The 14,503-nt window shown below is 70.2% G+C and carries 8 protein-coding genes; all 8 read left to right on the top strand.

Annotated elements, in window-relative coordinates:
- Positions 1-173: 173 nt before the first annotated feature.
- The 8 genes from ACH4FH_RS10490 (at position 174) to ACH4FH_RS10455 (ending at position 14,485) form a co-directional block, all read left to right on the top strand.
- Positions 174-2,021 carry a phage tail sheath family protein gene (locus ACH4FH_RS10490; RefSeq protein WP_398555376.1) on the top strand — a complete coding sequence of 616 codons (1,848 nt, stop codon included), beginning with the start codon at positions 174-176 and terminating at the stop codon, positions 2,019-2,021.
- A gap of 31 nt (positions 2,022-2,052) precedes the next feature.
- Complete coding sequence (locus ACH4FH_RS10485; protein WP_398555375.1) at positions 2,053-2,577, top strand: phage tail protein; 525 nt, start codon at positions 2,053-2,055, stop codon at positions 2,575-2,577.
- 79 nt (positions 2,578-2,656) lie between these two features.
- Positions 2,657-3,409, top strand: a complete 753-nt coding sequence (locus ACH4FH_RS10480; RefSeq protein WP_398555374.1) for a hypothetical protein — start codon at positions 2,657-2,659, stop codon at positions 3,407-3,409.
- The gene (locus tag ACH4FH_RS10475) at positions 3,402-4,160 is read left to right on the top strand and encodes a hypothetical protein (RefSeq protein ID WP_398555373.1); all 759 of its coding nucleotides are present in this window, start codon (positions 3,402-3,404) and stop codon (positions 4,158-4,160) included. Before ACH4FH_RS10480 ends, ACH4FH_RS10475 begins: the two co-directional genes overlap by 8 nt.
- 148 nt (positions 4,161-4,308) lie before the next feature.
- The gene (locus ACH4FH_RS10470) at positions 4,309-5,502 is read left to right on the top strand and encodes a DUF4255 domain-containing protein (RefSeq protein WP_398555372.1); all 1,194 of its coding nucleotides are present in this window, start codon (positions 4,309-4,311) and stop codon (positions 5,500-5,502) included.
- Between the two features lie 6 nt (positions 5,503-5,508).
- Positions 5,509-7,572 carry an ATP-binding protein gene (locus ACH4FH_RS10465; protein WP_398555371.1) on the top strand — a complete coding sequence of 688 codons (2,064 nt, stop codon included), beginning with the start codon at positions 5,509-5,511 and terminating at the stop codon, positions 7,570-7,572.
- Entirely contained in the window at positions 7,563-7,922 is a 360-nt protein-coding gene (locus ACH4FH_RS10460; protein WP_398555370.1) for a hypothetical protein, read from the top strand. The genes ACH4FH_RS10465 and ACH4FH_RS10460 overlap by 10 nt, the downstream gene beginning before the upstream one ends.
- The gene (locus ACH4FH_RS10455; RefSeq protein WP_398555369.1) at positions 7,919-14,485 is read left to right on the top strand and encodes a DUF4157 domain-containing protein; all 6,567 of its coding nucleotides are present in this window, start codon (positions 7,919-7,921) and stop codon (positions 14,483-14,485) included. The genes ACH4FH_RS10460 and ACH4FH_RS10455 overlap by 4 nt, the downstream gene beginning before the upstream one ends.
- Positions 14,486-14,503 lie beyond the last annotated feature (18 nt).

Below are 14,503 nucleotides of genomic sequence, written 5' to 3'. Positions count from 1 at the left end.
ACCGTTCCGCACCGGGTGAAGACGGGGGAACTTGATGGGTGGTGGGGGGATGCGCGACCGCGGGCAACAGGGCGGTCGTGGGCTCTTCCGCACCCTCTCCTCCCCTTCTTTCCGGGTCTTTTCCGGATTTCTTGGTGTCCACGCACTCGGTGCCTGAAGGGATTGGAGGGGGAATGCCGACACACACGACCTATCCCGGCGTCTATGTCGAAGAGCTTCCCAGCAGCATCCGAAGCATCACCACCGTCACCACGTCCGTGACCGCCTTCGTCGGACACACCCGGCGCGGGCCGCTCAACCAGCCGGTACGGATCACCAGCTTCGCCGACTTCGAGCGTCGCTTCGGCGGGCTGACGTCGCAGAGCCCGGTCGCCTACGCCGTCCACCAGTTCTTCGGCAACGGTGGCACCGTCGCGGTGATCGTCCGGGTCGCGAAGGCCGGCAGCGGCAAGGAAGCACACGTCACCCTGGAGTCCACCGAGGGCCACAGCGAGTGCCCCGTGCTGGAGGTGCACGCCAAGGAGCCCGGCGTCTGGGGCTCGGGCCTGCGGGTGGCCGTCGACCACGACACCCCGTGCCCGGACGAGACGTTCAACCTCCAGGTCCTGGACGCCCGCGGCACCGCCCGCGAGTCCTTCACCGGCCTGTCGATGGACCCGGAACACGGCCGGTACGCCGAGACGATCGTCAACTCCGGGTCGTCGCTGATCCGCGTCGGCGTCGTCGGCGAGGGCCGCCCGGACCCGTCCGGCACGGTCTCCAAGGCCTTCCACCACGACCTGCCCGAGCTGACCGTCGACCTGACGGTGAAGATCGGCGAGGTCGAGCGCGAGTTCACGCTCTACGACCCGGACTGCGACGGCGAGGCGCCGTGCAACGTCACCGAGCTCGCGCTGCTGCTGGAGCACAAGCTGCGCGCCCTGCCGGACGCCCCGGGCAAGCACGCCTTCGCGGGCGCCCAGGTCACCGCCTTCGGACGCCGCCTCCAGGTAGTCGCCGGCTCCACCGACCCCGACGACGTCGTGCGCTTCGTCGGCGAGTGCGCCAACGACCTGGGCCTGGAAGCCTCCGTCAACCCGCCGGTCTTCCCGCTCTGCGGCGGCGAGGACGGCGAGGCACCGGGCCCGCGCGACATCATCGGCAGCGAGGCCCGCAAGAGCGGCCTGCAGGCGCTGCGCGATGTGCACGACGTCAATCTGCTGGCGCTGCCCGAGCTGGCGTCGTACGAGTCCACCGAGGACATCGTCACGGTCCTCTCGGCGGCCGAGCGGCTGTGCCGGGAGCGGCGGATCTTCCTGCTCGTCGACGCGCCCGCCGCCTGGGGCAGCGTGGACGCCGCCCGTGCCGGCATCGCCGCCTTCGAGCCGGTCCGCAGCAACCACTCCGGCCTGTACTTCCCGCATCTGCAGCTCACCGACCCGCTCACCGGGCGACTGCGGTCCTTCCCGCCCTCCGGCGCCGTCGCGGGAGTCATCGCCCGTACGGACAGCGAGCGCGGTGTGTGGAAGGCGCCGGCCGGCACCGAGGCGCGGCTGGCGGGTGTGCACTCGCTCGCGGTCAAGCTCACCGACCGGGAGAACGGCCTGCTCAACCCGCTGGGCATCAACTGCCTTCGCACCTTCCCGATGGTGGGCCCGCTGGTCTGGGGCGCCCGCACCCTGGAGGGCTCCGACGCGCTGGACAGCGAGTGGAAGTACGTCCCGGTCCGCCGCCTCGCGCTGCATGTCGAGGAGAGCCTGCTGCGCGGTCTGCAGTGGGTCGTCTTCGAGCCGAACAACGAGCAGCTGTGGCAGCAGATCCGGCTGAACGCCTCGGCGTATCTGCACGCGCTGTTCGAGAAGGGCGCGTTCAAGGGCGGCACCCCGCGCCAGGCGTACTTCGTCAAGTGCGACAAGGACACCACGACCGACGAGGACATCGAGCGCGGCATCGTCAACGTCGTGGTCGGCATCGCGCCGGTCAAGCCCGCCGAGTTCGTCATCGTCAAGATCCAGCAGATGGCCGGCCAGTTCGACATCTAGGAACCCGAAGGAATGGAACCGAAGGAATCCGATGGCTGAGTTTCAGATCAACGCCCATCGCTTCGACCCGTACAAGAACTTCAAGTTCCTGGTCCTGTGGGACGGTCGTACGGTCGCGGGCATCAGCAAGATCAGTCCGCTGAAGCGCACCACCGAGGTCGTCAAGCACCGGCACGGTGGCGACCCCAGCTCACCGCGCAAGTCCCCGGGACGCTCGGAGTTCGAGGGCATCACCCTGGAGCGCGGTGTCACGCACGACCCGGAGTTCGACCGGTGGGCCAACAAGGTCTGGCAGGTCGGCGCCGGGCTCGGCTCCGAGGTGTCGCTGGCCGACTTCCGCAAGGACATCGTCGTCCAGGTCCTCAACGAGGCCGGGCAGGTCGCCGTCTCGCACAAGATCTACCGGGCCTGGCCGAGCGAGTACCAGGTGCTGGGCGAGTTGGACGCCAACGCCAACGCCGTCGCCATCCAGAGCCTGAAGCTGGAGTGCGAGGGCTGGGAGCGGGACTACGAGGTGCCGGAGCCGCAGGAGCCGTCGTTCACGCATCCCGCGTGAGTCCGCTCGTACGGCGGAGCACACCGCGTACGCAGCGTTGGCGCCTGCGCGGGCACGACGGCACCGGATGAGGTGAGGAATGGCGGTCACCGGGCCCGCGGATCTGCTGGCCACCTGGGAGGCCGGGCTGGCCCAGCAGGGCAGCGGCCGGGCTCTGCTGCTGCACCGGGCTGCCCGTCCCGAGGCCGGCACCGACGAACTGCTGTCGGTGCCCCTCGGGGAGCGGGCCGCCGACCTGTACGCGCTGCGCCGGGCACTGTTCGGCGAGCGCATGCAGGTCACGATCGGCTGTGCCGACCCGGACTGCGGCGAGGCGATGGAGTTCGAGCTCGACGCGGCCGGGCTCGGTGCCCGGCCACAGCTGCCCGAGGGCGGTCTGCGGGTGTCCGAGGGCGAGTGGTCGCTGGAGTTCCGGCTGCCGAGCCCCGCCGACCTCGACGCGGTCGCGTCCCGGGCCGTCGACGCGGAGGACGCCCGGCGGCTGCTGGGCGCCCGCTGTGCCGTGTCGGCGGTACGGGGCGGCCGGGCGGTGGCGCAGGGTGAGCTGTCCCGGCTGCCGGATGCGGTGCTGAAGCGGTTCGCGGAAGCTGCCGAGCAGGCCGACCCGGCGGCGGAGATCACGCTCAACGTCGCCTGTCCGGAGTGCGGCGCCGCCACCCCGGCCGAGCTGGACATCGCCGCGTACCTGTGGACCGAACTGGACGCCTGGGCAAGGGACGTGATGCTCGACGTCCATCTGCTCGCCTCGGCCTACGGCTGGAGCGAGCCCCAGATCCTGGCGCTGAGCCCGCTGCGGCGCCGCTACTACCTGGAGCTGTGCGCGGATGTCTGACGACTACTTCGGCCGGCTGCTGGCGCGGCACGTACCGCCGTCGCCCGCCGACCCGTTCGCGGAGGCGCCCGGCGACCGCCCGGACGGGTCCCGGCGCGTCCTCGTGCAGCCGCGCCTCCCGGGTCCGTTCGAGCGGGTCGAGGCGCTGCGGGGCGCGCCCGCGGAGCCGGACGAACCGGCGCCGCTGTTCCCGCAGGCCCCCCGGGCAACCCCCTTCGAGGGTGAACGGGTCCGGTACGAGCGGGAGATCAGGACCACTGACAGGGAGACCGTGCTGCGCACCAGGAGCGCGCGCGAGGACGGGCCGGACCGTACCGGGCAGCCCCTGCGGCCCTCGGCCGAGCTGCTGCGGCCCACCGCCCCGCTGCCTCCCGCGCCGCGCCCGTCGGCGCCCGACGCGGTCCGTCCGCAGCGGCGGGACGTGGCGCGCGCGTCCGAAGCGGACGGGTCCGCCCGGACGACGGCAGCGCCCCGCCTGCCGGGCAGGGCTGCCGCTCCTCTCGCGGCCGCGCCGACGCTGCGGCCGCGGACCGACGAGGTGCCGGCGGCGCGGAGTGCGGCGCGGGCGGCGGCCGGGCGGCGGGGACCGCGGGCCGCCGAGCGGGTGGTGCACGTACAGATCGGCCGGCTGGAGGTCAGCGCGGCCGGACCGGAGCGGCCGGCCGCGGACGGCCGGACCGGGCGCGCCGAGCGCCGCGGGCCTTCGATGAGCCTCGCGGACTATCTGGCGCGCGGGGAGAGGACGACGTGACGGGGAGCGACATGACGGGGAACGGCCCGGCGAGGGGCGGCCCGATGAGGGGCGAACCGACGGTGGGCGACTGGACGGTGAGGGTGACGGGCGGTTTGACGACGGTGCGTTCGACGACGACTTCGCAGGTTTCACAGGGACGGATCTCATGAGCAACGCACTCGCCGTCGCGACGGTCACGCAGGCCCTTGCGCTGCTGATCGAGCACAATCTGCACCCAGAGATCGACATGGCCGTCTCGGTGGAGACCCGTAAGCCGCCGGCCGACCCGCCGACGGACCCGACGATCACGGTCTTCCTCTACCAGGTCACGCACAACCCCTCGATGCGCAACAACGACCTGGCCACCCGCGCCTCGGACGGCACACTGCTCAAGCGGCCCGCCGCGGCGCTGGATCTGCACTTCGTGATCAGCGCGTACGGCGAGGAGACCGAGCTGGTCGGGCAGCGGCTGATCGGCAGCGTGGTGCGCACCCTGCACGAAATACCGGTGCTGCCCAAGGAGTTGATCGAGGAGGCGGCGCAGCGGCCGCATCTGGACGGCAGCGACCTCGCCGAGTCCTTGCAGCGGGTGCGTTTCACGCCCACCCAGATGGACGTCGACGAGACCTCCAAGCTCTGGGGCATGCTGCACAACACCCCGTACTCGCTCTCGGTCGTCTATCAGGCATCGCTGGTGCTGCTGGACGGCCACCAGAAGCCGGCGCCCGCCAAGCCGGTCCGCAAGCCGGAGGTCAAGGTGCTGCCGTTCGGGGCGCCGGGGGCGCCGGAGCGGCCGGCTTCCGGGCAGGGCGCGGAGGGTGCTCCGGCGGAGGCCGGCGCGAGCGCTTCTCCGGAGGCGCGGAAGGGTGCGTCAAAGCCCGCGACCTCCGGGAGCGCGACGAGCGGCACGAAGGAGGCGGGAGCCACCTCCCCGGACGCCACCTCCCCGGACGCCAAGTCGCCCGACGCGAAGCCGTCCGGCACGAAGTCCTCCGACGCCAAGCCCGCCCACCCCGACTCCGCCGACGCGAAGCCCGTCACCCACGACGGTTCGACCACCAACGTGCGGTCCACGGTGGCGAAGGCCGCGTCGTCCGGTGGTTCCCGTGGTGGCGGCGCACGTGCCGCGAAGAAGGCGGAGGGCGGCGCGGCAGGCGGCCGTGGCGGCGCATCGGGGGCTTCGCCCGCCCGTTCGCGCACGTCCAAGGCCGCCGGCGGGTCCAAGCGGGAGGGCGGCGTTCGCCCCCGTACGAGCGGTACGCACCACACGGACGAGGCGAGCGGTGCGGACACCGGCCGTACGGACGGGGCGGACCCCACCGGCGGAGCGGGACGCACGGACGACGGCAAGGAGAGCTGAGGCGCGATGCGCGGCACGGGGGCGGAGAAGGACATGGGCGGCGGCAACGGGCCGGGTGCGGCGAACGGCGGCGCGGCGAACGGCGGCGCGGCGAACGGCGGCGAGACCGACGGCAGGGATGCGGACGGCGCCGCGCTGGCCGCTGCGCTGCGTTCCGTCCTGGTGCGGCTGGACGCCCACGCCGCGCGTGCCCGCACCAACGTGCCGGGCAGCCCGTCCGAAGACCCCGAACCCGCGCCCTCCGCACCGTCTCCCGAGCCCTCCGACGACCCGCTCCCCACCCTCGACGCGCTGACCGCCTGCTTCGGTCTGAGCCCCTTCGAGCGGGAGATCGTGCTGCTCGCCGCCGCGGCCGAGCTGGATCCGACCACCGGCGCCCGCTGCGCCGCGGCGAGCGGCGACCCGAGCCGCACCCACCCCACCTTCTCGCTCGCCCTGGCCGCCCTGGACGCACCGCACTGGAGCGCGCTGACGCCCGTCGCACCGCTGCGCCGCTGGCGTCTGATCGAGCTGGACGACGAGACCCGGCTGACCACCAGCCGGCTCCGCCTCGACGAGCGGATCCTGCACTTCCTGGTCGGCTCCCCGTATCTGGACGCCAAGTTGCACGGACTGCTGCGCCGCACCGCCGCCCCCGGGAGCCTGCCGCCCTCGCACGACCGGGCCGCGGCACGGGTCGCGGCGGGCTGGGCGGGCACCGGGCCGGACGCGCCGCTGCGCGTGGAGCTGGTCGGCGGCGATCTGCGCACGCGCGCGGACATCGCCGCCACCGCGGCCCGCCGTTCGGGCCTTGGCCTGTACTCCATGGCCGCCGACGACGTACCGACCGACGCCGGCGAACGCGACCGCCTCGCCCGCCTCTGGCAGCGCGAGGCGATCCTGCTGCCCGCCGCGCTCCTGATCGAGGTCGGCGAGATGGACCGGGACCAGCACGCCGCGGCCGACGCGTTCATCGCGGGCGCGGCCGTACCCCTCGTGGTCTCCAGCCCGGACCCACGGCAGACCGGACAGCCGCGCGGCGAGCGGGTGACCGTGCCGAAGCTGGACACCGAGGAGCAGCTGGGCATGTGGTCCGACGCCTTCGCCGGCGTACCCGCGGTGACGGATCGCCACCTGCAATCCCTGGTGGCGCAGTTCCAGCTGCCGCCCCACGTCGTACGGGCGGCCGCCGCGACGGTCCGCCGCGATCTGCCCGGTACGGATGCCGCGGACGCCGGGGAGCTGGCCTGGCAGGCCGGTCTCACCGAGGCGCGGATGGGCCTGGACGAGCTGGGGCGGCGCATCGAGCCGCGGGCCGGCTGGAAGGATCTCGTCCTGGCCGAGCGGCAGTTGAAGATCCTCCAGGAGGTCGTGGCGCACGTACGGCAGCGCAGCACCGTCTACCAGGACTGGGGTTTCGCCAAGGCGCTGCGCAGCGGCCTTGGCGTCACCGCCCTCTTCGCGGGCGGCTCGGGCACCGGCAAGACACTGGCCGCCGAAGTCATGGCCAAGGAACTCGGCCTCGACCTCTTCATCATCGATCTCTCCCAGGTCGTCAGCAAATACATCGGCGAGACGGAGAAGAACCTGAGTCGCGTCTTCGACGCGGCGGAACGCGGCGGCGCCCTGCTGCTCTTCGACGAGGCGGACGCCCTCTTCGGCAAGCGCAGCGAGGTCAAGGACAGCCACGACCGTTACGCGAACCTGGAGGTCAGTTACCTCCTGATGCGTATGGAGGCGTACCGGGGCCTGGCGATCCTCACCACCAACATGAAGAAGGCGCTCGACTCCGCCTTCATGCGCCGCATCCGCTTCGTCGTCGACTTCCCCTTCCCCGGCGAGAAGGAACGCGCGGAAATCTGGAGCCGGGTACTCCCGAGCCAGGCCCCCACGAAGGGCATCGACCCGGCCCTGCTCGCCCAACTCACCGTCGCCGGCGGCTCGATCCGCAACATCGCCCTCTCCGGCGCCTTCCTCGCCGCCGAGGAGGGCGACCGCCTCCAGATGCGCCACATGCTGGCGGCCGCACGCACCGAATACCTGAAGCTGGAACGCTCCTTGACGCCGTCGGAGGTCCACGGATGGGTCTGAACGAGCACCGCGGGAACGCCCGCCCCGACGGGCCGGACGGCGGCATCATGCCCCGCCCGGCAGCAGCCGCCGAGCCCCCGCGCACCTTCCGCATCGACATCGGCGAACTGGTCCTGGACGGCTTCGACGCAGGCGTCGATCCGGCCCGCGTATCGGCCTCCTTCGAACGCGAACTGGCCCGCCTCGTCCACGAACGCGGTGTGCCCCTGGCGGCCGACGGTTCCCCGGTGTCCCTCGACGGGCTCGCGGGCCTGCCGCCCCTGCCGCGTACGACCTCACCCGCGCGCCTGGGCGAGGCCCTGGCCCGCTCGGTCCACGCCGGCCTCATGGGACGAGGTGAGCCCCGATGAGCACGTCCCACTCCTCCACCCAGGACAACAGCCAGTCCACCGCCGCCGAAAAGCGCCGCAAGCGCAGGGAACGAAACGCCAAGTCCCGCACCCCTGAACCCAAGGACATCGTCAGCGGCGCCGGACAGCCCCTCGACCTGAGCGTCCGCCGCGACCTCGAAGAACAGCTCGGCCACGACTTCAGCCAGGTCCGCCTGCACACCGACCGCGACTCCGGACAACTCGCGGACATGATGGGCGCCGACGCCTTCGCCGTCGGCCAGGACATCTTCTTCCGCGAGGGGACCTACCGGCCGGGAACGGCCGACGGCCAGCGGCTGCTGGCGCACGAGCTGCTGCACACGGTCCAGAATCCGCACGGGCTGGGCGCCTTGCGGGCCGGCCGCGACCTGGGGTCCGTATCCCTCCCCCAGGAATCCATCGAGCGGGAGGCGGAGTCGGCGGCGCAGGAGTCCGTGCTGGGAGCGCTGCGGGATTCGGTACGTGCGGAGGAACCGGCGGCGGAGGAAATCGAGGAGGGCCAGGCGACTCCTGGCTGGCTGCGGTACGCGACGGTCAACGCGGACCGGATGCGGCTGGAACAGATCGACCCGGCCACCTTGGTCGACCGCCTGACAAACGGCATCGTCCGGTCGCTGCGAGGGGACCCGGAGGACCTGTCGGGCCGCGTCCGTATGGAACTGGCCCGTATGGCGCCCGAGCTGCAGGACTCGGTGCTGGACCGGCTGGAGGTCCGGCTGCTCTCACCGGAGTACGAGCGGCTGCTGGGCCTGAGCGAGCAGGCGGAGGCCGCACCGCTCGGGCTGCAGCCGTTGAACGTTCCCGAGCCGGTACCGGACGCCATCGACCTGGTCGAGGACGAGCGACGGACGAAGGCCGCCCGTACGGAGGGCGAGAAGAAGTCCGCGGCCGCGCGGGACGAGGACACCAAGGAAGAGAAGAAGGAAGCCAAGGGTCGGGACGGCGAACGCGAGCAGGAGCGGACCCGCGCGCAGCAGGACACCTCGGTGGAGGAGAAGGAAGCCGGCGAGCGCAAGGCGCAGGAGGACGAGCGCGCCGAGGAGCTCGCGGATTCCAAGAAGGAACAACAGCAGGAAGAAGAGAAGCAGGGCGAGGAGCGCGAGAAGGCCGAGCAGGCCGACGCGGAGAAGGGCCAGGAGGGCCAGGAAGGTTCCGAGCGCACCAAGGAAGAGCGCAAGGAGCAGCGGGAGCGCGAGGAACAGGACCCGGAACAGGCCAACCGGCCCGGTGCCGACAAGCGCAAGCGCAAGGACGACGAGAAGAAGCCTGCTGACGGCGCCAAGCAGGAAGAGCTCGACAAGAAGAAGAAAGAACAGGACGGGGCCGTGCGCCCCGAGAAGGTCGACGAGCGGGCCGACCAGCGTGACAGCGCGCTCTCGGAGCACGGGCTGCACGAGAAGGACGAGGACGAGGGCGAGCCGCGCGAGGAGGAGCAGCCGCTCGGGCTGGAGGCAGGCGCGGAGAAGGAGGTCGACGGCGGCCAGGAGGAGAAGCGCGGCGGCGGCTCGGGCATGGGCGAGGCGGAGCTGAAGCCCGAGGACTTCGTACCCGACGCTGACCCGGACCTGTCCTCCGTACCGACCGCCGACACGCTGCAGCCCGGCGCGCCCACCCCTGGCATGCCGAGCTTCCCCGCTCCTCCGCCCACCAAGGCAGAGAAGATCCAGAAGGAACGGGAGAACGAGGCCGACGAGGAGGAGGACGAGGACGCGCCGGAGGCCGAGACCAAGGCCCCGGGCGAGGAGCGCGGGCCGGTAGAAGGCGAGGCACCGCAGCCCGAGCACGGTCCGGCGTCCGAGGCTCCCGACCGGAGCGAGAAGGACCTGCAGCCGGAGAAGCCGGTGGAGCAGGAGGTCGGCCCCGATCCGGACGCAGAGGAGCACCGGGACCCGGAGCAGGAGGCCGAGGGGAAGAAGGACCCCGAACAGCAGCAGGACCAGGACGAGGACGGGGCAAAGGCGGTCCGGCAGGACGCGGCCGACAAGGACGCGGAGCGGGACGAGGACTCGGGCGACGGCGAAGGGGCGCCGGACGCCAAGGAGGCCCAGGACGAACAGCAGGACAAGAAGGACCAGGACGAGCGGGAAGAGAAGCAGGAGGCCAAGGGGCAGCCAGAGGGCGCGGCGGCGGACAAGCCGTCCGGCGCTCCGGGCTCCGGCGCGGCCGGACCCGGGTCAGGCCCGGCGGCCGCGTCCTTGGCGCCGCCTGCCGGTGCGCATACCGAACGTACGTCCGCGGAGGACCGGCACCCCTCCCCCGCTGCCCGGCGCGCGGTGGGGCCGGTACGGAGCGAGAACGAGGCGCCGGCGCCGAAGAGCTCCGTGCCGAAGGAGGCCGGGCCGGGAGCGGCGCCCAGCGGCACGGTCGGCGCGAACGAGCCGGCCGCCCAGCCGAAGGCCGCGGCCGGACCGGGTGGGGCGCCGTCCGTCGCGCAGGCCGCCGTCAGCCCGGTGGGCGAACAGGCGGAGAACCCGGGGAAGATGGGCGCCCCCGCGCCCGAGGGTGCCAAGGCGCAGCCCGACGCGTCGCTGGAGAAGGACGGCGGTGGCTGTGCGCCGCCCGCTCCCGCGCCTGAGCAGGAGGAGAAGGGCGGCTCCTGCGGCGGGGGTGGGGGTGAACAGGCTCCCGAGGAGAAGAAGGAAGAACCGCCGGACGTCTCGGGTCAGGACCCGAAGGCCGCACTCAGTACCGTCAGCAAGCTCTCGCCCGACCAGGCGCAGGCCGCCATGCCCGGTGTGGACGCGGCAGCCGACAAGAAGGTCAACCAGGAGCAGAAGCGCCTGCAGGCCAACCCGCCCAAGCGCGAGCGGCCTTCGGGTGCGCCGCAGACCCAGTCCTCGCCTCCGGAGGCCGAGGCACCGGAGACGGCGGTCAGCGGGAAGCTGGAGAAGGTCGGGCCGGAGGACCAGGGCGAGAAGCAGCGGGCCAAGGGCAGCGAGAAGGCGAAGGGCGCCAAGCCCACCGACAACGTTAAGCAGCCGTATCTGCCCCCGACGAAGGACGGCAAGCTCACGGCCGACGACGCGAAGAGCGTCGAGGCCGCGGCGGACAAGGTGCCGACGACCGACCCCGAACTCCGTAACAAGACGGTCGGCCCTGCCCCCAAGATCAAGCTGGAGGGCGCGAGCGACCCGAAGCGCACGGACAAGCAGGCGGAGAAGCTCAAGGACAAGCAGGGCAAGATCCAGAACACCGGCCGGGCGGACGCGTCCAAGCCGATGGGCGAGGACAAGATCTTCCCCAACGCTCCCAAGGAGCAGTTGACCGGCAAGGCGTCCGGGCGCGCGGGCGGCGGCGGTGGCCGCCAGTCGGCAGGCGGTGGTGCCAAGCAGCACGTCGGCGTCGTCGCCAAACAGGAGCGTGGCGGCGAGCTCAAGAGCGGGGCGGCTCAGTCGCAGACCGACATGTCCGCCAAGGAGAAGGAACACCAGCAGGGCGAGCAGAAGTCGAAGCAGGAAAAGCAGCAGGAGATCGACAACGAGGTCGCGCGCAACTCCGAGCAGCAGACGGCGGAGCGCGGCCGGGCGGCCGAGAAGGCCGGCAAGGAGCGCCAGAGCTGGCGTGACGAGCAGGACAAGAAGATCGAGAAGTCCGACAAGGACACGGAGAAGGAGCACAAGGACGGCAACAAGAAGATAACCAAGGAGCGGGACGGCAAGGACAAGGAAGTCGAGGGCCGCAAGAACGACGACAACAAGGACATCGACACCAAGGCGGAGCAGGCAGAGAAGGACGCCGAGAAGAAGAAGGAAGAGAAGAAGGGCGAGTCCGACAGCCTCTTCGGCAAGATCCTCGACGCGGTCGGTGACTTCTTCAAGGGCCTGCTGGACGCCGTAACGGCGATCTTCGACGCGGCGCGCAACGCCATCAACAGCGTCATCGACAAGTTCAAGGAGTTCGCCAACAAGGCGATCGACGCGGTACGCGACTTCGCCATCAAGGCCATCAACGTCCTGGCTGACGCGCTCATCGCCATCGGCGATGTCCTGCTCGCCGCCTTCCCGGAACTCCGCGACAAGTTCCGCAAGGCCATCGAGGGCCTCCGCGACGCCGCGATCAACACCGTCAACAAGCTGGCCGACGGCCTCAAGAAGGCCGTCAACACCCTCCTCGACGCCCTCGCCGCCGGCCTCAACAAGCTCCTCGACGTCCTCGAAGCGGGCGTCAAGGCTGTCATCAAGGCCTACCAGGCCGTCATCACCGCCGCGATCAAGTTCGCCGAGGCCGCCATCGAGGCCCTCGGCAAGTTCGCGGCCCTGGTCGCCGACATCGCCCCGGACCCGGGCGGCTGGCTGAAGAAGGCCGGCAGCGCCGCCAAGACCGGCATCCAGGAACATCTCTGGGGCGCCATCAAGTCGGCCGTCAAGCAGTGGTTCGACACGAAGGTCGAGGGGATCCTCGGCCTGGGCAAGGCGGTCATCAACGTCCTGGTCAAGGGCTGCATGTCCTTGAAGCAGATCGGCAAGATGGCCTGGGACGCGATCGTCGCCTCCCTGCCCATGATGATCGCCTCCCTGGTCATCGAGAAGGTCGTCTCGATGATCATCCCGGCGGCGGGCGCGATCCTCACGATCGTCCAGGGCTTGATGGCGGCTTGGGACAGCATCAGCTCCATCCTCACCGCCTTCTCCAAGTTCTTCGCCTACCTCAAGGCGGTAAAGGCCGGCCCCGCCGCCTGCCTCTTCGCCGAAGCGGTCGCCGCCGGCGTCGTGGCCCTCCTGGACTTCATCACCAACTTCCTCCTCCAGCGCCTGGGTCGGGCCACCAAGGGCGTGGGCAAACGCCTCAAGGCCATGGCCCAGAAGATCACTGCGGGCTTGAAGAAGACCGGCAAGGGCGCCCGCAAGGCAGCTGGCAAGGCCGTCAACGCCGCAAAGGGCGCCGCCCGCAAGGCCGCCCAGGCCCTACGCAAGCCGGCCCGCCCCACCAAGCCGAAGGGCCCCCGAGTCCCGGACCGCCCCGGCGCCTCCACAGACCGCAAACCCGGCGGCGGCGCCCCCAAACACCAGCCAAAGACCCACCCCACCGGCCGCCCGACCAGCAAGACCCCGGACCCGGCGAAGAAGAAGCACGACGACGAGGCGGACACAAAGAAGGCGAGGGACGAGGCGACGTCCCCCAACAAGCCTCACGACAAGGAAACCCCGAACAAGCCGCAGGACAAGACCCCGGACAAGGACGGCCCAAACCAGAAGCCGGACAGGGACGGCGCGGACAGCAAGAAGGACAGGACTCCCGAAAAGGACGGCGCGGACAAGAAATCCGACAAGGACAACTCGGACTCCAAGAAGGACAAGAAGCCCGACAAGCCGTCCAAGAAGAAGGAGACCGACGCCCCCAAGCGCGCCAAGCCGCGCAAGCCCAAGTCCCCCTTGGGTCAAGCCCTGAAGAAGATCAAGGGCAAGGTCAAGTCCGCCCTCAAGAAGGTCCGCAACGCCGGGAAGGCCCTCGGCAAGAAGCTGCGCAAGTCCAAGGTCGGCAAGGCCCTCAAGAACACGGCTAAGAAGACACGCGACTTCTTCAAGAAGAAGCGCGACCATTTGCGTGACAATAAGAAGAGGAAGTACAACCAGAAGAAGCACCGAAACGAGGAGCAGAAAAAGAGAGAGGATTCGCCGGAGTCCAAGAAGAAGCGCGTCGACGACTCGATGTCCCGTGTAACGCGCCTCCTTACTCCACCGCTCAAGAAGGGGATTCCCCGCGCGGCATTTCGGGCGTCCCTCGCGGGAATGAAGGCTTGGTACCGCCTCACCAGCTTGGTGTCAAACGGTTCACCACACTTCAAGGTTCTCGGAAAGCTGAACCCGGAAGCAAAGGGGCCCGAGGGTGAGATTTCCCCGAAGAAGGTCGCTTACAGCCCGAAGGCACCGAAGGAAGACCCGAGCGCTGACCAGAGTAGGACCGACCCGGAGGAGGTGCACCGCAGGACGAGGGCCGCGCTGGAGCGGATGGATCGCGAAGGCGACCCGGACGTCGCGAAGAAGTCCCTCCTGGAACAGATAATGGAGCAGGCCAAGAATACCGCGGACGCGGACAGGGATGATGACCTGGCAGAGCTGCGTGAAGATGAACGCAAGCATCTGGATGACTTGCTCGATGCATACGACGCATCAGGACACAAGCGATCCGAGATAGACCCGAAGAAGGAAAAAGAAGAGAAGGAAGCAGAGAAGAAGAAGGAGGACGAGGACGACTTCCGCACCAAGGTCAACAATTCTAGGCATGTTCCCCCGCGCCTCTATAGTGGCGCTAAGCACTGGAAGGGAAATACCGAAGACAAGCGGAAGAAGGCCAGCGAAAATGGAGGGGCCGGACAGTTCACGGCATCCATCACCGAGGGAGAGGTGAAGCAAATCGAACGCGAGGCACTTCTGACAGGCAAACGTGTGAAAAAATCCGGAACGATATATGGCTGGAAGCGCTTTGGTCGACAGATAGGCTGGGCCAACGGGCAGCCTGCCTACGTACTGCGCGCAGAGATGACCGACCTGCAGAACAAGACGCCTTCCATCCACTCACACCCTCGTCTGGAGATGGACTGACATGACGCGACTTATGCC

The organism is Streptomyces sp. NPDC017993, from assembly GCF_044328065.1.
Classification (GTDB): domain Bacteria; phylum Actinomycetota; class Actinomycetes; order Streptomycetales; family Streptomycetaceae; genus Streptomyces.
This window is presented reverse-complemented; position numbering and strand designations above follow the sequence as displayed.